General features: G+C 70.3%; 21 protein-coding genes, 1 tRNA gene and 1 pseudogene. 10 read left to right on the top strand and 13 right to left on the bottom strand.

All coding sequences use genetic code 11. The annotated features are described in order from the left end of the window. Positions 1–68: 68 nt before the first annotated feature. The gene (locus ABZ208_RS25715) at positions 69–1,226 is read right to left on the bottom strand and encodes a branched-chain amino acid ABC transporter substrate-binding protein (RefSeq protein WP_356911829.1); all 1,158 of its coding nucleotides are present in this window, start codon (positions 1,224–1,226) and stop codon (positions 69–71) included. 651 nt (positions 1,227–1,877) lie between these two features. Then, on the bottom strand, positions 1,878–2,531 hold the full coding sequence (locus ABZ208_RS25710) for a response regulator (RefSeq protein WP_356911828.1): 654 nt from the start codon (positions 2,529–2,531) through the stop codon (positions 1,878–1,880). A gap of 100 nt (positions 2,532–2,631) precedes the next feature. Here ABZ208_RS25710 and ABZ208_RS25705 point away from each other — a divergent pair. The 3 genes and pseudogenes from ABZ208_RS25705 to ABZ208_RS25695 all read left to right on the top strand — a co-directional run bounded on the left by ABZ208_RS25705 (position 2,632) and on the right by ABZ208_RS25695 (position 4,871). Next, positions 2,632–2,706 (top strand) — tRNA-Leu (locus ABZ208_RS25705). A gap of 110 nt (positions 2,707–2,816) precedes the next feature. Then, positions 2,817–3,585: pseudogene (locus tag ABZ208_RS25700) on the top strand (transcriptional regulator). A gap of 62 nt (positions 3,586–3,647) precedes the next feature. Next, positions 3,648–4,871, top strand: a complete 1,224-nt coding sequence (locus tag ABZ208_RS25695; RefSeq protein ID WP_356911827.1) for a hypothetical protein — start codon at positions 3,648–3,650, stop codon at positions 4,869–4,871. 206 nt (positions 4,872–5,077) lie between these two features. Here ABZ208_RS25695 and pyk read toward each other — a convergent pair whose 3' ends face one another. Both pyk and ABZ208_RS25685 read right to left on the bottom strand, forming a co-directional pair. After that, complete coding sequence (gene pyk, locus ABZ208_RS25690; RefSeq protein ID WP_356911826.1) at positions 5,078–6,505, bottom strand: pyruvate kinase; 1,428 nt, start codon at positions 6,503–6,505, stop codon at positions 5,078–5,080. A 197-nt stretch (positions 6,506–6,702) separates the two neighbouring features. After that, positions 6,703–7,425, bottom strand: a complete 723-nt coding sequence (locus ABZ208_RS25685; RefSeq protein ID WP_356911825.1) for an SIMPL domain-containing protein — start codon at positions 7,423–7,425, stop codon at positions 6,703–6,705. Positions 7,426–7,589: 164 nt separating this feature from the next. Here ABZ208_RS25685 and ABZ208_RS25680 point away from each other — a divergent pair, with 164 nt between their 5' ends. Continuing rightward, complete coding sequence (locus ABZ208_RS25680; RefSeq protein ID WP_356911824.1) at positions 7,590–9,398, top strand: 5'-nucleotidase C-terminal domain-containing protein; 1,809 nt, start codon at positions 7,590–7,592, stop codon at positions 9,396–9,398. Here ABZ208_RS25680 and ABZ208_RS25675 read toward each other — a convergent pair. The 5 genes from ABZ208_RS25675 to ABZ208_RS25655 form a co-directional block, all read right to left on the bottom strand. Next, positions 9,395–10,813 carry a SidA/IucD/PvdA family monooxygenase gene (locus ABZ208_RS25675; protein WP_356911823.1) on the bottom strand — a complete coding sequence of 473 codons (1,419 nt, stop codon included), beginning with the start codon at positions 10,811–10,813 and terminating at the stop codon, positions 9,395–9,397. The genes ABZ208_RS25680 and ABZ208_RS25675 overlap by 4 nt on opposite strands. After that, positions 10,810–12,186 carry an aminotransferase class V-fold PLP-dependent enzyme gene (locus ABZ208_RS25670; RefSeq protein WP_356911822.1) on the bottom strand — a complete coding sequence of 459 codons (1,377 nt, stop codon included), beginning with the start codon at positions 12,184–12,186 and terminating at the stop codon, positions 10,810–10,812. Before ABZ208_RS25670 ends, ABZ208_RS25675 begins: the two co-directional genes overlap by 4 nt. A gap of 196 nt (positions 12,187–12,382) precedes the next feature. After that, a complete protein-coding gene (pepN, locus tag ABZ208_RS25665) occupies positions 12,383–14,872 on the bottom strand; it encodes an aminopeptidase N (RefSeq protein ID WP_356911821.1) in 2,490 nt (829 codons plus the stop codon). A 94-nt stretch (positions 14,873–14,966) separates the two neighbouring features. Next, entirely contained in the window at positions 14,967–15,311 is a 345-nt protein-coding gene (locus ABZ208_RS25660) for a chorismate mutase (RefSeq protein ID WP_356911820.1), read from the bottom strand. A 171-nt stretch (positions 15,312–15,482) separates the two neighbouring features. Next, the gene (locus ABZ208_RS25655) at positions 15,483–16,283 is read right to left on the bottom strand and encodes a serine protease (protein WP_356911819.1); all 801 of its coding nucleotides are present in this window, start codon (positions 16,281–16,283) and stop codon (positions 15,483–15,485) included. A gap of 256 nt (positions 16,284–16,539) precedes the next feature. On the opposite strand from ABZ208_RS25655, the gene ABZ208_RS25650 reads away from it, so the two are divergent. Both ABZ208_RS25650 and ABZ208_RS25645 read left to right on the top strand, forming a co-directional pair. Next, entirely contained in the window at positions 16,540–17,433 is an 894-nt protein-coding gene (locus tag ABZ208_RS25650) for a hypothetical protein (protein WP_356911818.1), read from the top strand. A 23-nt stretch (positions 17,434–17,456) separates the two neighbouring features. Continuing rightward, complete coding sequence (locus tag ABZ208_RS25645; protein WP_356911817.1) at positions 17,457–19,154, top strand: ankyrin repeat domain-containing protein; 1,698 nt, start codon at positions 17,457–17,459, stop codon at positions 19,152–19,154. 124 nt (positions 19,155–19,278) lie between these two features. Here ABZ208_RS25645 and ABZ208_RS25640 read toward each other — a convergent pair whose 3' ends face one another. The 4 genes from ABZ208_RS25640 to ABZ208_RS25625 form a co-directional block, all read right to left on the bottom strand. Further along, positions 19,279–19,665 carry a barstar family protein gene (locus ABZ208_RS25640; protein ID WP_356911816.1) on the bottom strand — a complete coding sequence of 129 codons (387 nt, stop codon included), beginning with the start codon at positions 19,663–19,665 and terminating at the stop codon, positions 19,279–19,281. A gap of 31 nt (positions 19,666–19,696) precedes the next feature. Beyond that, positions 19,697–20,077, bottom strand: coding sequence for a ribonuclease domain-containing protein (locus tag ABZ208_RS25635; protein WP_356911815.1), 381 nt, complete (start codon positions 20,075–20,077; stop codon positions 19,697–19,699). Positions 20,078–20,192: 115 nt separating this feature from the next. Next, complete coding sequence (locus ABZ208_RS25630) at positions 20,193–21,104, bottom strand: SDR family oxidoreductase (RefSeq protein WP_356911814.1); 912 nt, start codon at positions 21,102–21,104, stop codon at positions 20,193–20,195. Beyond that, positions 21,101–21,868: an SDR family oxidoreductase gene (locus tag ABZ208_RS25625; protein ID WP_356911813.1), complete on the bottom strand. Its 768-nt coding sequence runs from the start codon at positions 21,866–21,868 to the stop codon at positions 21,101–21,103. Before ABZ208_RS25625 ends, ABZ208_RS25630 begins: the two co-directional genes overlap by 4 nt. 56 nt (positions 21,869–21,924) lie before the next feature. On the opposite strand from ABZ208_RS25625, the gene ABZ208_RS25620 reads away from it, so the two are divergent. The 4 genes from ABZ208_RS25620 to ABZ208_RS25605 are packed head-to-tail and all read left to right on the top strand — an operon-like array spanning position 21,925 to position 25,356. Next, complete coding sequence (locus ABZ208_RS25620) at positions 21,925–22,710, top strand: enoyl-CoA hydratase family protein (RefSeq protein WP_356911812.1); 786 nt, start codon at positions 21,925–21,927, stop codon at positions 22,708–22,710. After that, positions 22,707–23,555 (top strand): CoA-transferase, encoded by an 849-nt coding sequence (locus tag ABZ208_RS25615; protein ID WP_356911811.1) that lies wholly within the window; start codon positions 22,707–22,709, stop codon positions 23,553–23,555. The genes ABZ208_RS25620 and ABZ208_RS25615 overlap by 4 nt, the downstream gene beginning before the upstream one ends. Beyond that, positions 23,552–24,286 (top strand): CoA-transferase, encoded by a 735-nt coding sequence (locus tag ABZ208_RS25610; protein ID WP_356911810.1) that lies wholly within the window; start codon positions 23,552–23,554, stop codon positions 24,284–24,286. Before ABZ208_RS25615 ends, ABZ208_RS25610 begins: the two co-directional genes overlap by 4 nt. Further along, a complete protein-coding gene (locus ABZ208_RS25605; RefSeq protein ID WP_356911809.1) occupies positions 24,286–25,356 on the top strand; it encodes a nitronate monooxygenase in 1,071 nt (356 codons plus the stop codon). The genes ABZ208_RS25610 and ABZ208_RS25605 overlap by 1 nt, the downstream gene beginning before the upstream one ends. Positions 25,357–25,541 lie beyond the last annotated feature (185 nt).

The following is a 25,541-nucleotide window of genomic DNA, read 5'->3' as shown; positions in this document are numbered from 1 at the left end:
TCAGGGGCCGGGAGAACTTCCTCCTCCCGGCCCCCGATCACATGGCGTCAGCCAGTCAAGCCTCGGCGTCAGCCGACCAGCTCGTTGACGTTGCCCTGGTACGCGATCTTGCCGCCCTTGACCTGGTACAGGTACACGTCCGTGCCCTTGAACTCACCGTTCTCGTCGAAGGAGAAGGTCTTCGTCAGACCCTTGTACGACGCCTTCGCCAGAGCGTCGCGCAGAGCCTCACGCTGGACATCGCCCTTCATGCCCTTGACCTGGTCAATGATCATGTTGGTGATGTCGTACGCCTCGGCGGAGTACGTACCGGGGGCCCGGCCGAACTCCTTCTGGTAGTCCGTGGCGAACTTCTTGGTGCCGGCCTCGACGGTGGCGTCGGTGCACGGGCAGGTCAGGAACCAGTTCTCGGACGCGTCACCCGCGAGCTCGATGAACTTCGCGTCGTTGGAACCGTCACCCGAGATGCCCGCGCCCTTGTAGCCGGCGTCCTTGAGCTTCTTCGCGAACGGCGCCAGGTCCTGGTAGTAACCGGCGTAGATGAGGGCGTCGGCCTTCGAGTTGACGACGTCCTTCGCGGTCGCGCTGTAGTCCGGCGTCTTCTGCGGGACGGACTTCTTGACGACCTTGATGCCGGCTTCCTTCAGACCCTTCTCGGCCACACCGGCCAGGCCCACGCCGTAGTCGGTCTTGTCGTCGATCAGGTAGACCGTCTTCGCGTTGACCTTCTTGGCGAAGTACGTGGCCATCGCGGCACCCTGCATGTTGTCGTTGGGGACACCACGCAGGAAGCTCTTGAACTCGTTCTTCGGGTCGGTCAGCAGCGGGTTCGTGGCCGACGGGGAAACCGTCACCAGACCGGCCTCCGCGTACAGCGGAGAGGCGGTGTTGGTCGGACCCGAGAAGGCGGGACCGACGACCGCGACGACGCTCTCGTCGTCGATGGCCTTCTGCGCAGCGGCCGTGGCCTTGTCCGGCAGACCCTGGTCGTCCGCGGCGACGTACTCGAGCTTGAAGTCGAGGTCACCCTTGGCGTTCGCCTGCTCGATGGCCAGCTTCACGCCGTTCTGCATGTTCTCGCCCAGTGCGACGTTGTCGCCGGAGAGCGGGCCCTGGAAAGCAATCTTGAAGGCGTCGCCGCTGCCGGAGTCACTGCCGCAACCGGTCAACGCCAGAGCACCAACAGCCAGCGGAATAGCCAGCTTGACGATGGTCTTGTTCAGCACTAGGAACCCCTCGGAGCCGCGCGAACGATCTTGTCTGTGAGGGAAGTTGCTCTTCCTTCACAGGACACCGCCAGTCCGTGCGGTGTGCGGGGAATGTAATCGGGCAATAAGGCACACGGATAGGTGACCGCCCGATGTGTGATCGCCCTGTGACCTGAGTCATGCGCCGGAAACAGAACACTCCTTACCGGCGACCGGACATGTCAGCCGCGATCCACAACTTCCCGACAACTCACACACGATCTTCATCGCGGCGCTCCGGGAGCATCCGGAAGGACACCGAGCCGACCGGAAACATCCTGCTCAGTCGCCCTTTGGCGTTCGTCAGGGACCCACAGCCCGCCGTCCCCACCGCCACCACACAATGGCCGGAACAGGCCCCCTCAGCGCCCCTCGTCCCCTTCGGAACAAGCCCACTGTCTCACCGGAGAGCGGTCACACCCCACTCGCCGACGTGCACGGAGGCCCTGCACACCCACCGTGAGCGCAGTGCCACACGCTGCCGATGTTGTGTCCGCGTCACTGTAGCGCGGAGCACACACGTATTCGGCCGGAAACAGCAAAGAGCCCCCGATCGCCCTCCCGCTCACCGAGCGGAACCGGACCGGGGGCCCTGCAAGCCCTCCCACGAACGGGAGCCATCGCCAGGAGCTACTGCCCCTTCGCCGCCTTCTTCTCCTCGGCGTCCTCGATGACCGCCTCGGCAACCTGCTGCATCGACAGCCGCCGGTCCATCGACGTCTTCTGGATCCACCGGAACGCGGCGGGCTCCGTCAATCCGTACTGCGTCTGCAGAATGCTCTTCGCCCGGTCGACGAGCTTGCGCGTCTCCAGCCGCTGCGAGAGGTCGGCGACCTCCTTCTCGAGCGCCTTCAGCTCGGTGAACCGGGACACGGCCATCTCGATCGCCGGCACGACGTCACTCTTGCTGAACGGCTTGACGAGATACGCCATGGCCCCGGCGTCCCGGGCACGCTCGACGAGATCGCGCTGTGAGAAGGCGGTGAGCATGAGGACGGGGGCGATGGACTCTTCGGCGATCTTCTCGGCCGCGGAAATCCCGTCGAGGACGGGCATCTTCACATCGAGGATGACGAGATCCGGCCGATGCTCCCGGGCCAGCTCCACGGCCCGCTGCCCGTCCCCGGCCTCGCCGACGACCGCGTACCCCTCTTCCTCGAGCATCTCTTTGAGATCGAGCCGGATGAGCGCCTCGTCCTCCGCGATGACGACCCGGGTCGTCAGCGGCGGGACGTGCGACTTGTCGTCATCGGCGGTGGGCTGGGGCGACTCGGGGGCGGTCACGGGGGCTCCTTGGTACGGCACATATACAGCTCCCCATGAGCCTACCGAGCTGCGGTAAGGTGGGGTCGCAGCTGGTCAAGGGTAACCTTCGATTAAGCGAGCCCCGGTAGCCCAATTGGCAGCAGGCAATGGATTCAAAACCCATACAGTGTCGGTTCGAGTCCGACCCGGGGCACTTTTCCTTCGATTCCAAGGTCGCGAGCAGAATCGCGGATCTTCACGTGAACGTGTGATCACTCCGGGAATCACCTCAACGCTGGCGTCGACTCGGCCAGGCTCGGCCTTGTGTACGACTTGGATACGCGCGAGCGGGCCCTGGCGCTTGTCGCCGAGGGACGCAGCGTGAACTCGGTGAGCAAAGAGGTCGGCGTTTCTCGGGCGGCCATCCGCTCCTGGCAGGTGCGACTCGGGCCTCTCAACCGTGACTTCCGCTGTCCGCGGTGCCGCGAGACGCCCGTTCTGCCCGAGGCCCCGGCTGCGTACTCCTATCTTCTGGGCCTCTACCTCGGCGACGGCTGCATCAGCGCGGCCCGCCGGGGCGTGTACTTCCTCCGCATCGCCTGCGCCGATGCCTGGCCCGGCCTCATCGACGCCTGCGCCGAAGCCATGCAGACCGTACTGCCCGACAACAAGGTGTTCCGTGTCCAGCGCCAGGGCTGCCAGAACGTCACCAGCCACAGCAAGCATTGGCCCTGCCTCTTTCCTCAGCACGGTCCGGGCAGGAAGCACGACCGCAAGATCGCCCTCGAACCCTGGCAGCAGGAGATCGTCGACGCTCACCCGTGGGAGTTCATCCGCGGCCTGATCCACTCCGACGGCTGCCGGGTCACCAACTGGACCACCCGCATCGTCGACGGCGAGCGCAAGCGCTACGAGTACCCCCGGTACTTCTTCACCAATACGTCGACCGACATCATCGGGCTCTACGCGCACCCTCGACCGGCTCGGCATCGAGTGGAAGCCGCTCAACCAGAGCCGCGCCGCCGTCACCGTCTCCGTCGCCCGACGCGCATCCGTCACACTCATGGACGCCCACATCGGGCCCAAGTACTGAGCCACCCCTCGGAACCGAAAACACCTGGCGGCGATGCCATACCTCGGGCAGGCTCCGCCACGATGAGCGATGAATCAGAGGACGGGTGGGCGTACGCGCCTGTCAGCACACTCAAGGGGCTGCTGCAACGGGGACGGGGTCTGGGCGCGCTTGAGGCGGCGCACGGTCCGGGGTCGGCCGGTGAGCTGGTGTACGAAGGCATCCGGCAGGACTGGCGCTGGGACTCGGTGGACGACCGCCACGTCTATCTGGCCAGACTGGTCCGGGATCTGGAGCTGTCGCCGGCACCGGTCATTGCCCGGCTGACGGGTGATGAGGACGCCTGCGAGCAGGCCACACGCGTGCTGGAGCTGCTCGCGAGGTCGGGGTCGGTCGAGTCGCGGGAGGCTCTGCGGTCCTACGTCCGGGAGGGCGAGCACTGGGTGGACGTCCTGGAGTCGGTGGCGGGCAGCTGGCCGGTCGAGTGGTGGGACGACCTGGCCGATGTCGCGCGGGCCCGGCTCACCGGGGACGAGCCGCTGCTGTGGCGCTGTGAGCCGTGGGTGCGCTGGCGTCCTCGGTTCGGGGTCGCGGCGCGGCCTGGCCCGCTCGGGGTGCATACCGTCGAGGTGGGTCCGAGCAGTGGCCGGCTGCTTGCTCTGCTTGCCGATCCTGGGGCGGCCGAGGGTGCGAAGGTCGGCGCTCTGCACGCGCTGGCCGGCCGCCCGCCGGAGTCGGCGCTGATGTGCTTGGTGCCGTCGCTGGGCGCCTCGGACGGTGAGCGGCCTCTGCCGTTGCTCTCGCGGGCGGTCGAACGGCTCGGTGCGCTTGCCGTTCCGGCTGCTCGTGAGTGGGTGGCGGAAGGGCGGCCGTGGCTGGTCTGGATGGGGATCGAGGTGCTGGCCGGGCACGGCGAGGCGGAGGATCTGCCGCTGTTGTTGAGGGAGCTGGCTGTGCTGTGGGAGGAGCGCTGCTGGTGTGGCCCCGAGGTGCTGGCGGCCGGTCTGGCGCGGTTCGGTCCCGAGGCGTCGGCGGCCGCTCCCGTGCTGCGCCGGTTCTGGTTGCGTACTCCGCATTCCTATGAGCGGTCGGCCTATGTGAAGGCGTTGGCGGCCATCGATCCGGCGGGTCTGGATCGGGAGTACACGGAGTCGCTGTGGGACTGCGAGTCGGACGCGCGCCTGCTCGGTGTTGCTTCGGCGCCGGATGTGCCGCTGGTCCGGGAGCGGCTCGCTCGGCTGCGGGACGATCCGATGGAGGAGCCGGAGGTCAGGGTCGCGGCCGGGAGGCGGCTGGCGGGGTCGTGAGCTGAGCTGGGCGTGGGTGCACGGCCGCTCGGCGATGTGGTCTCTGTGGAGGGGCGTGCGGCGGGTTCGGCCGGTGGCGGGGAGCCTTGCCCGGGTGAGCCGCTTGCGCGGCTCCGGTGGGCGGTTCAGTGGTGTGTCACCTCAGGCATGTCACTTCCGGCATGTCACTTCCGGCATGTCACTTCAGGCATGTCACTTCAGGCATGTCACTTCAGGCTTTCGCCGATGTGGTGGACGCGGACCAGGTTGGTGGAGCCGGGGACTCCGGGCGGGGAACCGGCTGTGATCACGACGATGTCGCCTTTCTGGCAGCGCCCGATCCGCAGGAGTTCTTCGTCGACCTGGGCGACCATCGCGTCGGTGGAGTCGACGTGGGGGCCGAGGAATGTTTCGACGCCCCAGGTGAGGTTGAGCTGGGAGCGGGTGGCGGGGTCGGGGGTGAAGGCGAGGAGGGGGATCGGGGAGCGGTAGCGGGAGAGGCGTTTGACGGTGTCGCCGGACTGGGTGAAGGCGACGAGGAATTTGGCGCCGAGGAAGTCGCCGATTTCGGCGGCTGCGCGGGCGACTGCGCCGCCTTGGGTGCGGGGCTTGTTGCGGTCGGTGAGGGGTGGGAGGCCCTTGGCGAGGATGTCTTCTTCGGCGGCTTCGACGATGCGGCTCATGGTGCGCACGGTTTCGACGGGGTATTTGCCGACGCTGGTTTCGCCGGAGAGCATGACGGCGTCGGTGCCGTCGATGACGGCGTTGGCGACGTCGGAGGCTTCGGCGCGGGTGGGGCGGGAGTTGTCGATCATCGAGTCGAGCATCTGGGTGGCGACGATGACGGGTTTGGCGTTGCGCTTGGCGAGTTTGATGGCGCGCTTTTGGACGATGGGGACTTGTTCCAGGGGCATTTCGACGCCGAGGTCGCCGCGGGCGACCATGATTCCGTCGAAGGCGGCGACGATGTCGTCGATGTTGTCGACGGCCTGGGGTTTTTCGACCTTGGCGATGACGGGGAGGCGGCGGCCTTCTTCGTCCATGATGCGGTGGACGTCGTGGATGTCGTGTCCGGTGCGGACGAACGAGAGGGCGATGACGTCGGCGCCGGTGCGCAGGGCCCAGCGGAGGTCTTCGACGTCCTTTTCGGAGAGTGCGGGGACGGAGACCGCTACGCCGGGGAGGTTGAGGCCTTTGTGGTCGGAGACCATGCCGCCTTCGATGACGGTGGTGCGGACGCGGGGGCCGTCGACTTCGGTGACTTCGAGGGTGACCTTTCCGTCGTCGACGAGGATGCGTTCGCCGGGTGTGACGTCGGCGGCGAGTCCTTGGTAGGTGGTGCCGCAGGTGTGGCGGTCGCCTTCGAGGGGTTCGACGGTGATGGTGAAGTCGTCGCCGCGTTCAAGGAGTACGGGGCCTTCGCGGAAGCGGCCGAGGCGGATCTTCGGGCCTTGAAGGTCGGCGAGGATGCCGACGTTGCGGCCGGTTTCGTCGGCGGCCTTGCGGACGTGGTGGTAGCGCTCTTCGTGGTCGGCGTAGGTGCCGTGGCTGAGGTTGAAGCGGGCGACGTCCATTCCGGCTTCGACCAGTGTCTTGATCTGGTCGTATGTGTCGGTGGCGGGGCCCAGGGTGCAGACGATCTTCGCTCGGCGCATATGTCGAGCCTATGGCTTACCCGCGGGTAGAGAATTGGCCGCGCGTGACTACTCAACAACCTTTGCGTGAAAGGTTATTGACAAGTGTTGAATTGTGCACGGGGGTGCTCCGATGAGCATGAGCGGGTTTCCCGTGCCCGTGCGCCTCATGGGGTGCGAATGACGTGCGCATGATGTGCGGGTGGAGCGGTGGCCGGTCACAGCTGGGGTGGGGTCATGGTGAAGCGGGCGTTGACCTGGGCGTGGACGGTCTGGCGCTGGGGTTCGAGGTCGAGGGCGGGGGCCGCTGTTTCGGGGGTGGCTGCGGCGAACGCGGTGCGCATCATGCCGCCGGGGACCGGGGGTGTGCCGTAGGGGACGGCGTTTTCCGCGCCGAGGTCGGCGAGCTCGACGAGGGCCGCGAGTTGCGCGCCGAGTGCGCCGGCGTATTCGCGGGCTCGCTGGACTGCTTCGTGTACTGCTCGGCGGCGGGCTTCGCCGTGGGCTGGTGAGTCGGGGCGCAGGGACCACCAGGGGCCGGTGACTCGGGTGAGTTCGAGGTCGGCGAGGCGGGTGGTGAGTTCGCCGAGCGCGGTGAAGTCGGTGAGTTCGGCGGTGATGTGGACGCTGCCGTGGTAGGCGCGGATTCGTTCGCCGCGTCCGCGCTGGGTGAGTTCCGGACTGATGGAGAAGGCGCCGGTCTCGAGCTTTTCGACGGCGTCGCCGTAGGACTTGATCAGGTCGAGGACGTCGGTGTTGCGGCGGGTGAGGTCTTGGAGTGCGCTTCTGCGGTCCTTGCCACGGGCGCTGACGGCGACCGAGATTCTGGCGATTTCGGGGTCGACCTCGAGGCGGGCTTCGCCGCGGACGGCGACCCGGGGCATTTCGGGGGTGCCGAAGGGCGGGGACGGCAGCGGCGGCTCGGGGGTGTCGGCGGTCATGGGCAGCTCCCTGGTTCCGGGCGGTCAAGGTGGCGGTCGGGGCCACTCTCGCATCTGTCGCGGTCAGCGGGAGGACACCGGATCGAAACCTGTCGGGGGTGTTGCGGCGGAGCGCTGTTGGGCCAGAATCTACGCGCGTTGTGCATCGAATCGAAGGAGACGAAATGCCCCTGAACCGTAGGACGTTCCTGGAGCGGTCGGCCGCCGCGGGTGCCGGTGTGGCCGTCGCCGTGGGTACGGCTGTGCCCGCTGCTGCCGACGAGCGGGACGGGCAGGGCCATGGACGTCCGCCGAAGCGGTACTCCTTCACGGTCATGGGGACGACCGACCTGCACGGAAATGTCTTCAACTGGGACTACTTCACGGACCGGGAGTTCGACGACAAGGCGCACAACGATGTCGGTCTGGCGAAGATCTCCACGCTGGTCACGCAGATCCGCAAGGAGAAGGGGCGGCGCAACACGCTCCTCATAGACGCCGGTGACACGATCCAGGGCACTCAGCTGTCGTACTACTACGCCAAGGTCGACCCGATCACCGCGAAGCGCGGCCCGGTGCATCCGATGGCGCAGGCCATGAACGCGATCGGCTATGACGCGGCGGCGCTCGGCAACCACGAGTTCAACTACGGCATTCCGGTGCTGCGGAAGTTCGAGGAGCAGTGCGACTTCCCGCTGCTGGGGGCGAACGCGCTGGACGCGAAGACGCTGCGTCCGGCGTTCGCGCCGTACAGCATGCACCGGTTGTGCACCCCGCACGGCCGTGATGTGAAGGTGGCGGTGCTGGGTCTGACCAATCCGGGGATCGCGATCTGGGACAAGCAGAACGTCAGCGGCAAGATGGTCTTCCCGGGTCTGGAGGAGCAGGCGGCGAAGTGGGTGCCGAAGCTGCGCTCGATGGGTGCGGATGTGGTGATCGTGTCCGCGCATTCGGGCTCCAGCGGCACGTCGTCGTACGGTGACCAGCTTCCGTACGTCGAGAACGCCGCGGGTCTGGTGGCCGAGCAGGTGCCGGGGATCGACGCGATTCTGGTGGGTCATGCGCACACGGAGATCGCCGAGTACTTCGTGACGAACAAGGAGTCGGGCAAGCAGGTGGTGCTGTCCGAGCCGCTGAAGTGGGGGCAGCGGCTGACGCTCTTCGACTTCGAGCTGGTGTGGGACAAGGGCCGCTGGACGGTCGAGAAGGTCGGCGCGAAGGTGCTGAACTCGAACACGGTCGCCGAGGACGAGAAGATCACCCGGCTGCTGAGCGATGAGCACCGGAAGGTCGTGGCGTACGTCAACCAGGTCATCGGCACCTCCACGGCGGCGATGTCGACGGTCGCTGCGCCGTGGCAGGACGAGCCGATCATCGATCTGATCAACCATGTCCAGGCCGAGACGGTGAAGGCGGCGCTGGCGGGCGGTCAGTATGCGGCGCTGCCGGTGCTGTCGCAGGCGTCGTGTTTCTCGCGGACGGCGTCGATTCCGGCGGGGCAGGTGACGATCCGTGACGCGGCGGGTCTGTATGTGTTCGAGAACACGCTGGAGGCGCGGCTGCTGACGGGTGCGCAGTTGAAGGACTATCTGGAGTTCTCGGCGCGGTATTTCGTGCAGACGCCGGCCGGTGCCCCGGTGGACACCGCCAAGCTGACGAACGCCGATGGCACGCCGGACTACAACTACGACGCCGTCTCGGGTCTGACCTACGACATCGACATTGCGCGGCCGGCCGGGTCGCGGATCGTGGATCTGTCGTTCGGGGGCGAGCCGATCGACCCGGCGGCGCAGTTCGTGCTGGCGGTGAACAACTACCGGGCGGCCGGTGGCGGCAACTTCCCGCATGTCGCGCGGGCCCAGCAGTTGTGGGCGAACTCGGAGGAGATCCGGAACACGATCATCAACTGGGTGAAGGCGGAGGGCACGGTCGATCCTGCGCAGTTCGCGTCGGTGGGCTGGAAGCTGACCCGGGAGGGTGTGCCGGTCTTCTAGCGCTGTTCGATCGGGATGAGCGGGGGCGCCTGGCCCGGAATGCCGGGCGCCTTGCGCGTTTCCATGCCGAAGCGGGTGAAGGCGGTGCGGCGGGGCAGCGGGTAGGGCTCCTTGCCGGTGAGGGAGTTGAGGATGGCGGCGCTGCGCCAGGCGGCGAGTGAGAGGTCGGGGGCGCCGACGCCGTGGGTGTGGCGTTCGGCGTTCTGTACGTAGGCGGATCCGGTCACGGCCGGGTCGAGGACGAGGCGGTACTCCTCGTCGATGAGGGGGCGTCCTGCGCTGTCGCGGAGCATGTAGGGCTCGAGTCCGGCGAGCAGGTGGCCCAGGGGGCGTTCGCGGTAGCCGGTGGCGAGGACGACGGCGTCGGTGATGAAGCGGGTGCGGGTGCCCTGCTGGCTGTGTTCGAGGTGGAGTTCGATCTTGGTGGTGGCGACCCGGCCGGCGGTGCGCACGGTGACACCGGGGGTGAGGACGGCATCGGGCCAGCCGCCGTGCAGGCTGCGGTGGTAGAGCTCGTCGTGGATGGCGGCGATGGTGTCGGTGTCGATGCCTTTGTGGAGCTGCCACTGGCGCGGGACGAGTTCGTTGCGCACCGTTTCGGGCAGGGCGTGGAAGTAGCGGGTGTAGTCGGGGGTGAAGTGCTCGAGGCCGAGTTTGGAGTATTCCATCGGTGCGAACGCCTCGGTGCGGGCCATCCAGTGGATCTTCTCGGCGCCGGCGGGCCGGGCGCGCAGCAGGTCGAGGAAGATCTCGGCGCCGGACTGTCCTGAGCCGATGACGGTGATGTGTTCGGCGGCCAGCAGCTGTTGGCGGTGCTCGAGGTAGTCGGCGGAGTGGAAGACGGGGGCGCTGGGGGCGTCGGCGAGCGGGCGCAGCGGGTCGGGGACGTAGGGCTCGGTGCCGATGCCGAGTGCGATGGAGCGGGTGTAGGTGCGGCCGAGTGATTCCGCGTTGCCGTCGGTGTCGAGCTGGGTGAAGTCGACTTCGAACAGGGCGCGTTCGGCGTTCCAGCGGACGGCGTCGACCTGGTGGGCGAAGTGGAGGCCGGGGAGGTGATCCGCGACCCAGCGGCAGTAGGCGTCGTATTCGGTGCGTTCGATGTGGAACCGCTCGGCGAAGTAGAAGGGGAAGAGCCGGTCCTTGGAGCGCAGATGGCTGAGGAAGGACCAGCGGCTTGTGGGGTCGGCGAGGGTGACCAGGTCGGCGAGGAAGGGGACCTGGAGGGTTGCGCCTTTGATGAGCAGGCCGGGGTGCCAGTGGAAGGCGGGTGCCTGTTCGTAGAAGGCGGTGGCGAGGCCGCCGGGGACGCCGTGGGCGAGGGCCGCGAGCGAGAGGTTGAACGGGCCGATGCCGATGCCCACGAGGTCATGGGGCTGGTCGGGGTCGTGGGCGCCGGGGGCGGGCGTGCCGGTCATCGGGGGGTGCTGCCTTCCACGAGTGCGATGAGGGTTTCGAGGTCACCGGGGGTGGTGTGCGGGTTGAGGAGGGTGGCCTTGAGCCAGAGGCGGCCGTCGGCGTGGGCGCGGCCGAGGACGGCGCGGCCCTGGTTCAGGAGGGTGCGGCGGATGCCGGCGGTCTGTTCGTCGGTGGCTTCGGTGGGGCGGAACAGGACCGTGGTGAGGGTGGGCCGTTCGTACAGGGTGAGGCCGGGGTTCTTGTCGACGAGGTCGGCGAACTGTCCGGCGGCGGCGCAGGTGCGGTCGACGAGGTCGGCGAGTCCGCTGCGGCCGAGGGCGCGGAGGGTGACGGCGATCTTGAGGATGTCGGGTCTGCGGGTGGTGCGCAGGGAGCGGCCGAGCAGGTCGGGCAGCCCGGCGTCGCTGTCGTCGGCGGGGTTGAGGTAGTCGGCGGTGTGGCCGAGGGGGGCGAGGGCGGCTCGCTCGGGTACGGCGAGCAGTGAGGCTGCGACGGGTTGCCAGCCGAGTTTGTGCAGGTCGAGGGTGACGGAGTGGGCGCGGTCGAGTCCGGTGAGCAGGGCTCGGTGCTGGGCGGAGAACAGCAGTGGCCCGCCGTAGGCGGCGTCGATGTGGAGTTCGGCGCCGTGGCGTCGGGTGAGGGCGGCGATCTCGGGGAGGGGGTCGATGCGTCCGGTGTCGGTGGTGCCTGCGGTGGCGACGACGAGGAGGGGACCGGGCAGGTCGGTGAGGGCTTCGTCGAGGGCGGCGGGGTCGAGGATGCCGGCGGGTGCGGGCACGGTGACGGGTTCGGGCAGTCCGAGAAGCCAGGCGGCGCGGTGTACGGAGTGGTGGGCGGTGGCGCTGCAGATGACCTGGAGGGTGCCGTGGCGTTCGCGGGCGAGGAGCAGGGCGAGCTGGTTGGATTCGGTGCCGCCGGTGGTGACGAGGGCATCGGGGTCGGGGCCGTGGGGATAGATCTCGGCGGCGAGGGCGCGGGTGACGGTGGCCTCGAGCTCGGAGGCGGCCGGGGCCTGGTCCCAGGAGTCCATGGACGGGTTGAGCGCGGATGCGGCGAGGTCTGCGGCGGCGGCCAGGGCGAGCGGCGGGGTGTGCAGGTGGGCGGTGCACAGAGGGTCGGCGGGGTCGGCGGCGCCGTGCGCGAAGGCGCGGACGAGGGTCCGCAGGGCGTCGTCGGCGCCGCTGCCGTGCTCGGGCAGGACGGTGCCGAGGGCGTGGCGCATGTGTGCGGCGACGTCCTGGGGTCCGCCTGCGGGAAGGGGTCCGCCCCGGCCGGCCGCGCCTTCGGTGAGCGCGTCGAGTACGACGGCGATCAGCGGGCGCAGGGCGTCGGGGCCGGTGGTTCCTCCCGCGAGGGGTGGCGGCGTACTCATGCGGGGTCCTTCGGGCTCGTGCGCGGCGGTCGCACCACCCTGGTCGTGGACCGGGTGGGGCGGCCGCCGTGCACAACGAGCGTGACCCGAAAGTGGTATTGCTTTGCGGAGGACGGGGGTTGAGGGGCGGGGTGCTGGTATGTGGGGCTTCCCCCGCCCTGCTGCCTCCCGCCACGGAGGCTGTGCCGCCGTACGGTTACGCCCCGCGTACCTCCAGGGCCCTGCGCAGGTCGTCCAGTTGGTCGGCCAGCTTGCGGCGCAGCGCCGGGATCATGTCCGCGTCGCGCAGGCAGTCCTGGCCCAGGCGCAGTGTGTCCGGGTCGACCGCGTGGGTGGGGAAGGCGTAGCGGCCGGCGGCTTCGGCGATGGCCGGGCCGCGGCGGGTGGCGAGGGCGACCGCGTCGGGGTAGTAGCGGGCGACGTACTCGCCCACCAGGTCGGCCTGTTCGGGCTGCCAGAAGCCCTGGGCGGTGGCGGCGAACAGGTAGTTGGACAGGTCGTCCGAGGCGAACATGGCGTGCCATGCGGCCGCCTTGGCTTCGGGGTCGGGCAGGGCGGCGCGGCAGCGGGCGGCGCCTTCCTGGCCGGTGGCGCTGGGGTCGCGGTCCAGTTCGGCGGCGATGGCGCGCTCGTCGGTGGCGCCGAGGACACAGAGGCGCTTGAGGATGCGCCAGCGCAGCTCGGGGTCGAGTTCGGGTCCGCCGGGGACACTGCCGTCGGCCAGCCATTCCTGGATCGGCTCGGGCTGGGCGACGGCGTCGATGAAGTGGCGTACGGCGGTGAGCCGCAGGCCCGGGTCGCTGCCGTCCTCGGTGCGGCGCAGCAGGGCGCGGCAGATGCCGGTGAGGGTGGCGAGTGCGGCGGCGCGCTGTCCGGCGGGGAGGTAGCGGTCGGCGATCTCGGTGGCGGCGAAGGTGAGGACGCCCTGGACGACGGCGAGGTCGCTCTCGCGCGGCAGGTGGGCGGCGGCGGCCTCCAGGTAGGCGGCGGGGGCCAGCTCGCCGTCGCGGACCATGTCGCGGGCGGCGTTCCACACGACGGCGCGGGTGAGCGGGTCGGGGATGCCGGAGAGAGAGCCGAGGGCGGTGGCCCAGGAGATGTCGTCGAGGCGGACCTTGGCGTAGGTGGTGTCGCCGTCGTTGAGCACGAGCAGGGCGGGGCGGCGGCCCGGGTGGGTGTCAGGTGCGCCGTGGGGTACGTCCACGTCGAAGCGGTCGCGCAGCACGAGGGTGCCGGGGCTGACCGGGTCGGTGTCGTAGGCGCCGACGGTGATGCGGTGCGGGCGGCTGCCGGTGTGGCCGACGGACAGCTGCCAGCCGCCGGGGGTGTCGGTGACGGTGGGGGTGAGAGTGTCGACGCCGGTGGTGCGCAGCCAGGCGTCGGCCCATGCGTGCACGTCGCGGTCGGTGGCCTGGGCGAGGGAGTCGATGAAGTCGGCGAGGGTGGCGTTGCCGAACTTGTGCCGGGCGAAGTGGTTGTTGATGCCGGCGAGGAAGTCCTTCTCCCCCATCCAGGTCACGAGCTGGCGCAGGGCGGATGCGCCCTTGGCGTAGGAGATGCCGTCGAAGTTGAGCATCGCGGAGGCGGTGTCGGGGACGGCGTCCGGGTCGGGGGCGACGGGGTGGGTGGAGGGCCGCTGGTCGGCGTCGTAGCCCCAGGACTTGCGGGCGATGCCGAAGTCGACCCAGGTGTCGGTGAAGCGGGTGGCTTCGGTGAGGGTCTGGTAGCCCATGTATTCGGCGAAGGACTCGTTCAGCCAGATGTCGTCCCACCACGTGAGGGTGACGAGGTCGCCGAACCACATGTGGGCCATCTCGTGGGCGATGACCATGGCGCGGGTCTGGCGCTGGGTGTCGGTGACGGCGGAGCGGTGGATGAACTCGTCGCGGAAGGTGACCAGGCCCGGGTTCTCCATGGCGCCGGCGTTGAATTCGGGTACGAAGGCCTGGTCGTAGGAGTCGAAGGGGTAGGGCTCCTCGAACTTCTCGTGGTACCGGTCGTAGCACTGCGTCGTGATCTCGAACAGTTCGTCGGCGTCGGCGTCCAGGTAGGCGCCGAGGGAACGGCGCACGTGGAGACCGAAGGGCAGTCCGGCGTGCTCGGCGCGTACGGAGTGCCAGGGGCCGGCGGCGACCGCGACGAAGTAGGTGGACAGCGGCGGGGTGGTGGCGCAGGTCCAGCGGCCGTTGCCGTCGTGTGCGGCGATGCCGTTGCCGAGGACGGTCCAGCCTTCGGGTGCGGTGACGGAGAGGTCGAAGACGGCCTTGAGGTCGGGCTGGTCGAAGGCGGCGAAGACGCGCTGGACGTCCTCCATGAACAACTGGGTGTAGACGTAGGCCTCGCCGTCGCTGGGGTCGGTGAAGCGGTGCATGCCCTCACCGGTGCGGGAGTAGCGCATGCCGGATTCGACGCTGAGGCGGTGCTCGCCCGCGGTGAGGCCGGTGAGCGGGAGCCGGTTCTCGGTGAGCGAGGCGGGGTCGAGGGGCTGTCCGTCAAGGGTGACGCTGCGCAGGACGGCCGGCTTGAGCTCGACGAAGGTGTCCCCGGCGGCGCGGGCCGTGAAGTGTATGACGGTTCGGGAGTCGAAGGTCTCTTCGCCGGTGGTGAGATCGAGGTCGACCTCGTACCGGTGGACGTCGAGGAGACGGGCTCGGGTCTGCGCTTCGTCGCGCGTCAGTACGGACATGCCGCCCATGCTGCCGGATGGGCGGGGGGCGGCACAGGGGGGGACGGTTCGCTGTCAGCGCACACCGGTGCCCGTATTCCGAGGTGTGCCCATGTCAGGGCTGCTTCGGATCGTGCGGCCCGGGGCCGGCCGGGGGCTTGTCGGCGATCTGCTCGTGGTGGCGGATGACCTCGGCGATGATGAAGTTCAGCAGCTTCTCGGCGAAGGCCGGGTCGAGCTTGGCGTTCTCCGCGAGCTGGCGCAGCCGCTCGATCTGGCGGGCTTCGCGGGCGGGGTCGGCGGGCGGGAGGTGGTGCTCCGCCTTGAGGTGGCCGACCTGCTGGGTGCATTTGAAGCGTTCGGCAAGCATGTGGACGACTGCGGCGTCGATGTTGTCGATGCTCTCGCGCAGGCGGGTCAGTTCGGCGCGTACGGTCTCGTCGATGTCCCTCGTGGTCATGGTCGTCGAGCTTACGTCGGTCCGGTGGTGAGGATCGGCGGGTGTTCAGGGTCCGGGACGCGGTTGCTCCGGTTGCTCCCGTGCTCCGGTTGCCGGGGACTGCAGTGAGGCGTGTGCGGGAGGGGCAGGCCGGGCTCGGGCCTGCCCCTCCGCCGTGCTCAGGTGCGGGTGCTACAGCGTGGCCGCCGCGGACTTGATGGCGGCGGCGAAGGTGGACACCTCGGTGTAGACGCCGGGGTAGTCGGGCCGGGCACAGCCCTCGCCCCAGCTGACTATGCCGACCTGGATCCACGCTCCGGCGTTGTCCCTGCGGAACATCGGGCCGCCGGAGTCACCCTGGCAGGTGTCGACGCCACCCTGGGTGTAGCCGGCGCAGATCTCCTCGTTCGAGACGAGTTCCGGGTAGGACTGCTTGCAGGAGGCGTCGGAGACGAACGGGACCGTGGCCTTGTACAGGTAGCGCTGCTGGCCGCCGCCCTCCCTGCGGGCACCCCAGCCGGCGACGGTGAAGGTGCCGTTGTTGTACGCCGTCGTCTCGGCGATCTTGAGGGTGGGCAGGTTGATGGGCTGGGCGAGTTTGATCAGGGCCCAGTCCTTGCCGGTGCCGTTGTAGCCGGGCGCCCGGAAGACCTTGGTGGACCTGACCTTGATGGCGCTGGAGCTCTGGAGGTCGACCACTCCGGCGGTGGCGGTGATGCTGGTGTTGTTGCCGGTGGCGCCGACGCAGTGGGCGGCGGTGAGGACGATCTGCTGGGTGTAGAGCGCGCCGCCGCAGCCCATGGAGAGCCGGACCATGAACGGGAACTCGCCCTGGGCGGCGCGCGTGCCGCCCACGACGGGCGGGGCGGCGGCGGAGGCCGAGGTGGGCTGGAGGCTGACTGCGGCGAGGACGACGGCGCCGGCCGCGGCGCATCTCTTGAGCACACGCAGAAGCTGCTTCAACGGACTGCCTTTCGTGGGGGGTTGAGGCATACGCCGTTGACGGACCCACGCAGCGGACATCATTTCTGACATGGGCCCGACAAGACGTGAACCGGATTATGAACACCGGATCGCGGACGCCACAAGAAGCACGTTTCGGCCATCTGCACGGGCGTCACCCCAAGCGCCGGAAGGGAAGAACCACCCCGAACCAGCCACCCCCGGCGCTGTGGGCACACGCTCACCACGAGCCCGCGCTCCCGTAGAGTTGGAGCGGGACCGACCGTCGTGCAGGGGGTACGGGGACGTGGTGAACGGCAGCGAGGTCGCACACGGCTTTCCGCACCTCGACACCGTGCGGGCGGCGATCACCGCGCTGTACCGGCGGCTGTCGCCCGATGGCGTGCTCTCGTACGCGCCCAGCGTGCTCCCGGCGGATGTGGCCTTCAGCGACCACGACGATCTGCATCTCGGCGCCCAGCGCGTGGCCCGCGCCCTGGTGCATCATCTGCGGCTGCCCGACGCCCGGGTGATCGTGAGCTTCCGCGAGATGCAGCATGCGGCGAGTGTCGAACTGACGGCGGGACCCGAGTACTTCATCGAGCTGAACGACCGCTTCCGCACCCATCGCCGGGACATCGGCGCCGCTCTCGCCCACGAGATCATGCATGTGCTGCTGCACCGGCTCGATCTGTCGTTCCCCGGCACCCGGGACAACGAGATCCTCACCGACACGGCCACCACCTACCTGGGGGCGGGCTGGCTGCTGCTGGACGCGTTCCGGGAGGACGACGTCTCCAGCCAGAAGCTCGGCTATCTCACGCCCGAGGAGTTCGGCTATGTGCTCGCCGAACGGGCGCTCGCCTTCGACGAGGACCCCGCGCCCTGGTTCACCAGCCCGCAGGGCTACCGCGCATACACCGCGGGACGCGCACAGGCGCTGCATGACGCCCGGCATCCTCCGCTCACCGTGGCCGGCTGGACGGGCCGGCACCGCTACGCCAAGGACCGTCGCCAGGCCCTGGACCGCCCGGGCCACCCGGGCCCCGGCCCCGCGGCCTACGGCTTCGAGCACGGCCCGGACGGGCTGCGGGTCTCCTTCCCCTGCCCCACCTGCCACCAGCGCATCCGGCTGCCGGTGCAGGGCCGGGTACGGGCGCGGTGCGGCCTGTGCCGGACGATTCTCGAATGCGACACCTGAGGGCTCTTCCGTAGGGTCGGAGCATGGAGGACGAACGGGCGAACGAAGCGGCCGGCGCTCCGGCGGGCGATCCGGCGGCGGACGCGGCGCAGGACCTCTTCACCGCGCTGTACGACGGCGAGGACGCGGTGGTGCGGCTGCTGCGCGCCGGCGCGCGGGCGGAAGGGACCGACGAGGAAGGCCGGACACCGCTGTATCTGGCGGCGGTCTCCGGGAAGGCGGGCGTCGTGCGGCTGCTGCTGGCGGCCGGGGCGGATCCCGACCGGGCCTGCGGCGTCGACGAGGGTGATCTTCCGCTGTGCGGGGCGGCGGTCAACGGCCACACCGAAGCGGTACGGGCGCTGCTCGCCGCGGGTGCGCGGCCCGACCTCCGGGAGGCGTTCGACTTCACGGCGCTGGCGTGGGCGGCGGGGCAGGGCCATGAACACACGGTGGAGGCGCTGCTCGAGTACGGTGCCGATCCGGATCTTCCGGGCCCGGGCGGAGAGCCGCCGCTGGTGCTCGCCGCGCGGCGCGGCTCGCCGTCCACCGTGGGGGCACTGCTGCGCGCGGGCGCGAGCGCATATGCCGCCGCGCTGGAGGAGGCCCGGCGGTGGCTCGGCCGGGACGTGGAGCAGGAGCTGCGGGACGGGCTCCTCGGCACGTACGGGAGCGGGCAGGAGACCCTGACACGCCGGGTCGAGGAGGACGGCGGGGTGACCGTCGTCGTCGAGGTGCTGCGCGACGGCGTGCCGGGGGCGGGCAACGAGCGGCAGACCGGCCATGGGGCGATCGCCACGGTCCTGGAGCAGGAGCTGGGGATCCGTACCCCCTATGCGCAGCTCGCCGGGCGGGCGCTGCGCGACGGCCGCCCGGACTTCGACAACTGGTCCGAGTCGGCGACGGCACTGTCGCGGCGGGGCGACGAGGAGACGTTCCGGGCGGCGGCCGCGGGCTGCGCGAGCGATGATCCGCTGCACCAGGCGTTCGCGGCGGATGTTCTGGCCCAGCTGGGGTTCATGTACGGAGCGGGGCCGGTGGCGGAGGGCGTGACGGCGCCTGCGGACCCGGCGGACGGGCCCGTGACCATGCCGGAGTCCCCGGACGGGTCGCGGACAGGCATGGCGCAGCCTGCCGCGGCGGCCGGTACGGACGTCTGCCGGGGCGGCGAGGACGGCGCCGAGGACGTACGGCGGCCGTTCGCCGCGCGTACGTTGCCGCTGTTGCGGGAGCTGGCCCGGGAGGCCCGGGACGCCGAGCTGATCCAGTCGGCCGTGCTCGGGCTCGGGCACCAGGGAGACCCGGCCGCGCTCCCGGAGATCCTGCGGCATGCCGGACATCCGGACCCGGAAGTGCGCTACCGGGTGGTGCTGGCACTCGCGGGGCTGGTGCCCGCCGACCATGCGGACGGTATCGCCGCGCTGATCACGCTGACCCGCGACGCGGACACACGCACCCGGGACTGGGCGACCATGGCTCTGGCGGCCGTGCCGGCCGATACGCCGGACATCCGCGAGGCGCTCGCGGCCCGTACCGACGACGCGGACCCCGACACCGCGGCGGAGGCGGCGCGCGGTCTGGCGATGCGCCAGGATCCGCGCGCGGACGAGGTGCTGACCCGGTTGCTCGCGGAGGAGGATCCGGACGGCTTTGCGTACGGCACCGCGATGGAGGCGGTGGGTCACATCCGGGACGAGAGGCTGAGGCGGCGCCTGGAAGGTACGGTCCCGCGTCGACGCTGACCGCTGCCGGAAAGGCCCGGCTGTCCTGCGACGCCGCGCGGGACGACACAGAGGCGGAGCGCGGCACGGACTGCGCCGCAGCTGCCAGGGGTCGCAGGGCCTGACCGGTGCGGCCGTGGGCCGGCTACCGCAGGCGCAGGGCTCCCGGCGCCTGTTCCTCGAAGACCTTCACGAGCCGGTCGAAGACCGTCGGGCCCTGCCCGGCCCTCGCCCGGTCAAGTTCGTGCTCGATCGCGGCCCGGTTCGACGGGTGGGCGCGCCGCAGCCTGAGCTCCAACTGCCGTACGGTCTCCTCGTGCCCCAGCACGCGACGGGCCTGCTGGTGGTCGCGCCACTCGATGACGAAATCGCCGTCGTCCGGTGTCCCCATTCCGCCGCTCAGGCAGTCGGCGAGTGCGTCGAGGTTGCTGCCGAAGTAGCCGCCCGGCCCGTTGACGGCTTCACCGATGGCCTTCCAGAAGCTGTCCAGGCCGGTGATCCCCGCCCCGTCGATCACGAACGTCGTGGTCACGGGGCGGAGGATACCGGGCCGGGACTGCCGGTCAGCAGTCGTGGTCGATGAGGTCGAAGGACGCGTAGTGGTCGGAGGTGTAGTAGTCCTCCTCGTACGCCTGGCCGGTGACGATGCGCCGGGCGCCGCGGGTGGAGGAGCCCGGGGTCTTGACCGTGTACTCGTGGTAGTAGCCGGAGGAGTGCGAGGGCAGGACGCCTTCGCGGTTCTGGAAGACGCTGCCGTCCTGCCGGTAGGGGAAGGGCCCGCCCTGGTCGATGAGATCGAGCGTGGTGTAGGCCTGGGAGGGCAGGTCGGAGTAACAGATGTCACCGACCGCGGTGGTGGCGGCAGTTGCCTGTCCGCCGATGAGAAGTGTCGAGACGAGAGCGGCTGCGCCACCGAGGGCGGCTATCCGTGGGGGGATTCGCATGGCCACCATTGATGCGCGTAGAACTTGACGCGTCAATGACAAGTCCGTGAAGTTCTCCAGGAGTTAACCGGATTCCGGATCAACGTATGGACGCCTTCACCGGCCCTCCTCCCAACTACCCCACGCCGTACACCGGATGAGGTGCCTCCGCCTCCGTCAGCAGTTTCCGTACAGCTCCGCCCGCCTCCGGCGGTGTCCAGCGCGCCCCCTTGTCCACGGTGGGTCCCGGCCGCCAGCCCTCCATGACCGTGATCCGGCCCGCTTCCGCTTCGAAGACCCGGCCGGTGACTCCCTCGCAGCCGGCCGAGCCCAGCCAGACCACCAGCGGGGACACGTTCGCCGGGTCCATCGCGTCGAACTCGCCTGCTTCCGGAGCCGCCATCGCCTCGGCGAAGGTCTGCTCGGTCATCCGGGTGCGCGCGGCCGGGGCGATGGCGTTGACCTGGACCCCGTACCTGGCCAGCTCGGCCGCCGCGACCAGGGTCAGCCCGGCGATCCCGGCCTTGGCCGCCGAGTAGTTGCCCTGCCCGAGGCTGCCCAGCAGGCCAGCGCCCGAGCTGGTGTTGACGATCCGGGCCACCGGTTCGCGGCCCGCCTTCGCCTCGGCCCGCCAGTGCGCGGCGGCATGCTTCAGCGGCAGGAAGTGCCCTTTGAGGTGGACCCGCATGACGGCGTCCCAGTCGTCCTCCTTGAGGTTGACGAGCATGCGGTCGCGCAGGAATCCCGCGTTGTTGACGAGCGTGTCCAGCCGTCCGAAGGTGTCGACGGCGGCCGCCACCAGGGAGGCCGCTCCCCCGGTGGTGGCGATGTCGCCCGTGTGGGCCACGGCGGCGCCGCCGCCCGCGACGATCTCGCCGGCGACGGCCTGCGCCGGTCCGGCCGAACCCCCCGCCCCGTCGGGGCCGACACCGAGGTCGTTGACGACCACCTTGGCTCCCTCGGCCGCGAAGGCGAGGGCGTGGGCGCGGCCGAGACCGCGTCCCGCTCCGGTCACGATCACCACGCGCCCGTCACACATACCCGTCATCTCGTCTCTCCTTCACCGCTGTTGCCGGCTTTCGCGGCATCGAGGAAGGCGGGGCGCTCGCCTCCGCCGTGCACCAGAAGGGAGGCGCCGCTGATGTAGGCGGCCCGCTCGGAGGCGAGGAAGACGGCAGCTTCGCCGACATCGGCCGGCTCGGCGAGCCGCCCGAGCGGCACCGTGCGGCCGACGGCCGCGACGCCGTCCGCGTCCCCGTAGTGCAGGTGGGACAGTTCGGTGCGGACCATGCCGACGACCAGCGTGTTGACCCGCACCTCGGGGGCCCACTCCACGGCCATCGACCGGGCGAGGCTCTCGAGGCCCGCCTTGGCCGCCCCGTACGCCGCCGAGCCCGGCGACGGGCGGCCCCCGCTGACGCTGCCGATCATCACGACGGAGCCACGGGCCGCCCGCAGATGCTCCCGGGCGGCGAGCGAGGCGGTCAGCGGAGCGGTGAGATTGAGCTCGATCACCCGGGCGTGGCGGTCCGCGTCCGCCTGCGCGAGCAGCCGCCAGGGCGTGCCGCCCGCGTTGTTGACGAGGGTGTCGAGGCGGCCGTGCCGGGCCGCCACCCTGTCGAAGAAGGCTCCCACCGCACCGCCGTCCCGAAGGTCGAGGGGCAGGAACTCGACGCCGGGGAGCGGGGCTTCGGGCGGGCGGCGGGCGCAGACGACCACCGTGGCGCCCGCCCGCAGGAACGCCCTCGCGATGCCCCGGCCCACGCCCCGGGTCCCGCCGGTGACGACGGCCACCCTCCCGTCCAGCTCCATCGGCTGCTACCTTCCTCACCTAACAAACGTTTGGTGGAAAGGTAGATGATCCGCTCATGGCTGTCTCCACCGCAAGCCCCATGAAGGGCGTTTCCCTCGTCACGGTCGACTTCCCGCCCGTCAACGCCCTGCCCGTGCAGGGCTGGTACGAGCTCGCCGACGCGGTGCGCACGGCGGGGCGCGACCCCGATGTGCGGTGTGTGGTGCTGGCCGCCGCGGGCCGCGGCTTCAACGCGGGCGTCGACATCAAGGAGCTGCAGCGCGACGACGGGCACACCGCGCTCATCGGGGCCAACCGGGGGTGCTACGAGGCCTTCGCCGCCGTGTACGAGTGCGAGGTGCCCGTGGTCGCGGCGGTGCACGGCTTCTGTCTGGGCGGCGGCATCGGCCTGGCCGGCAACGCGGACGTGATCGTCGCGTCGGACGACGCCTCCTTCGGACTGCCGGAGCTCGACCGGGGCGCGCTGGGCGCCGCCACCCATCTGGCCCGGCTGGTCCCGCAGCACCTGATGCGCGCCCTGTACTACACCTCGCGGACGGTGTCCGCGCAGGAGCTGCACACCCACGGCTCGGTCTTCAAGGTCGTGCCGCGCGCCGAGCTGGCCGCCGAGGCACTGGCCCTCGCCGGGGAGATCGCCCGGAAGGACGGAACCCTGATCCGGCTGGCGAAGGCGGCCATCAACGGCATCGACCCCGTCGACGTACGCCGCAGCTACCGCTTCGAGCAGGGGTTCACCTTCGAGGCGGGGCTCAGCGGGGCCGCCGGCCGGGTCCGCGACACCTTCGGCAAGGAGGCCCAGAAGGCCGGCAAGGCCGGGGAGGCCAGGGAGGTCCGGGAATGAGCGACAAGACGATGACTGCGGACGAGGCCGTCGCCCGGCTGCACAGCGGGATGACCCTCGGCATCGGCGGCTGGGGCGCGCGCCGCAAACCCATGGCGCTGGTGCGGGCACTGCTCCGTTCCGGGATCACCGATCTCACCGTCGTCTCCTACGGCGGACCCGACGTGGGTCTGCTCGCCGCGGCGGGCCGTATCCGCAAACTGGTCACCGCCTTCGCCACGCTCGACTCGGTGCCCCTCGAGCCGCACTTCCGAGCGGCCCGCGAACGGGGCGCCTTCGAACTGGCGGAGTTCGACGAGGCGATGTTCATGTGGGGGCTGCACGCCGCCGCGAACCGGCTGCCGTTCATGCCGGTCCGGGCCGGGATCGGCTCCGACGTCATGCGGGTCAACCCGGGCCTGCGGACGGTGACATCGCCGTACGAGGACGGGGAGACGCTCGTCGCCGTGCCCGCCCTGCGCATGGACGCGGCGCTCGTCCACATGAACCGCGCCGACCGGCTCGGCAACGCCCAGTACCTGGGACCCGACCCGTACTTCGACGATCTGTTCTGCGAGGCGGCCGACGAGGCGTACGTCTCGTGCGAGCGGCTGGTCGAGACGGCCGAGCTGACCAAGGACGCGGCGCCGCAGACCCTGCTGATCAGCCGGCACAGTGTCACCGGGGTCGTCGAGACGCCGAACGGCGCGCACTTCACCTCCTGCGTCCCGGACCACGACCGCGACGAGGCCTTCCTGCGCCACTACGCCGGCACGCCCTGGCCGCAGTTCGCCGAGCGCTTCCTGTCCGGGGACGAAGGGGCCTACCAGCGGGCCGTGGCCGCCTGGCACGAGGAGCAGACATGAGGACCGCCGGCCGTTCCGAGTACTGCGTCATCGCCTGTGCCGAGGCCTGGCGGGAGAACGGAGAGGTCCTGGCGAGCCCCATGGGGCTGATCCCGTCCATCGGTGCCCGGCTCGCCAAGCGGACCTTCTCCCCCGGACTGCTGCTCACCGACGGCGAGGCGATGCTCGTCGGCCTCGACGGGACGGTGGAGGGCTGGCTGCCCTACCGGCGCCATCTCACCATGGTCACCGGCGGGCGGCGGCACGTCATGATGGGTGCCAGTCAGATCGACCGGCACGGCAACCAGAACATCTCGTGCATCGGCGACTGGCGCCGGCCGGCGCGCCAGTTGCTCGGAGTGCGCGGCGCGCCCGTCAACACCCTCAACAACCCGGTCAGTTACTGGGTGCCCAGACATTCCACCCGGACCTTCGTCGAGCGCGTGGACATGGTCTGCGGTGTGGGCTACGACAACGCCGCCGCGGCGGGCCCTTCGGCGACGCGGTACCACCGCATCCCGCGGGTCGTCTCCGACCTGGGCGTCTTCGACTTCGAGACCCCCGACCGCGCCATGCGCATCGTGTCGCTGCACCCCGGGGTGAGCGTCGGCCAGGTCCGTGAGGCCACGGGGTTCGACCTGGCCGTCACGGGCGAGGTGCCGTGCACCCGCGAGCCGACACCCGACGAGCTGCGGCTCATCCGTACGGTGATCGACCCCGCGGGCCTGCGTGAACGGGAGGTCGCGTCCTGATGGAGACCGCACTCACCAGGCTCACCGGGGTGAGCCACCCGATCGTCCAGACCGGGATGGGGTGGGTGGCCGGGCCCCGGCTGGTGTCCGCGGCCGCGAACGCGGGGGCGCTCGGCATCCTCGCCTCCGCGACCATGTCCGCCGAGGAACTGCGCAGGGCCGTGCGCGAGGTGGCGTCCCGCACCAAGGCGCCGTTCGGGGTCAACCTCCGCGCCGACGCCGGTGATGCGCGGGAGCGGGTGCGGATCATCGTCGACGAGGGCGTGCGGGTCGCCTCCTTCGCCCTCGCGCCCTCGCCGGAGCTGATCGCCGAGCTCAGGGACGCGGGCGTGGTGGTGATCTGCTCCGTCGGGGCACGCCGGCATGCGGAGAAGGTGGCGGCGTGGGGTGCGGACGCCGTGATCGTCCAGGGCGGGGAGGGCGGCGGTCACACCGGCGAGGTGGCCACGTCCGTGCTGCTACCGCAGGTGGTCGACGCCGTCGGAATCCCGGTGATCGCGGCCGGCGGCTTCCACGACGGCCGCGGCCTGGTCGCGGCGCTGGCCTACGGCGCGGCGGGCATCGCGATGGGCACCCGCTTCCTGCTCACCGCGGAATCGACGGTGCCGGACGCGGTCAAGGCGCGCTATCTCGCCGCGACCGTCAAAGACATCACGGTCACCCGGGCCGTGGACGGCCTGCCGCACCGCATGATCCGTACGGAGCTGGTCGACTCCCTGGAGAGCAGCGGCCGTGCACGAACGCTGCTGCGCGCTGTCCGCCACGCCGCGGCCTTCCGGAAGCTCTCCGGTCTGTCCTGGTCCGCGATGGTCCGCGACGGCCTGGCCATGAAACACGGCAAGGACCTGGCCTGGAGCCAGGTCCTGCTCGCCGCGAACACCCCGATGCTGCTCCGGGCGTCCATGGTCCAGGGCCGCACGGACCTCGGCGTGATGGCTGCGGGGCAGGTGGCGGGCGTGATCGAGGATCTCCCGAGATGCGAGGAGCTCATCGGCCGCGTGATGTCCGAGGCGGCCAGGGTGCTCGGCGCGCTGCCGGAAGCGTTTCCCCCGCCCTGCCCCTTCCCGTGACCGGGGCTGTGCCCCCCGCACCCCCGGTAGGCCTCCGGCCGTTTCCGGGGTCGCCGGACCGGCTGATCACCAGCCCGTGGGTCCCCCGGACGAGGTCCGGGGGACGGCGAGGCGCGGGGTCCGGGGCGGAGGATAGGAAGAGCGGCGGGGCGGGACAGAGGGTAGAGAGGGGGGGGTAGATCGCG

Origin of the sequence: Streptomyces sp. NPDC006208 (genome assembly GCF_040613775.1) — a bacterium.
Taxonomy (GTDB): Bacteria; Actinomycetota; Actinomycetes; order Streptomycetales; family Streptomycetaceae; genus Streptomyces.
The sequence above is the reverse complement of the archived record's forward strand: the minus strand, read 5'-3'. Positions and strand labels throughout refer to the sequence as shown.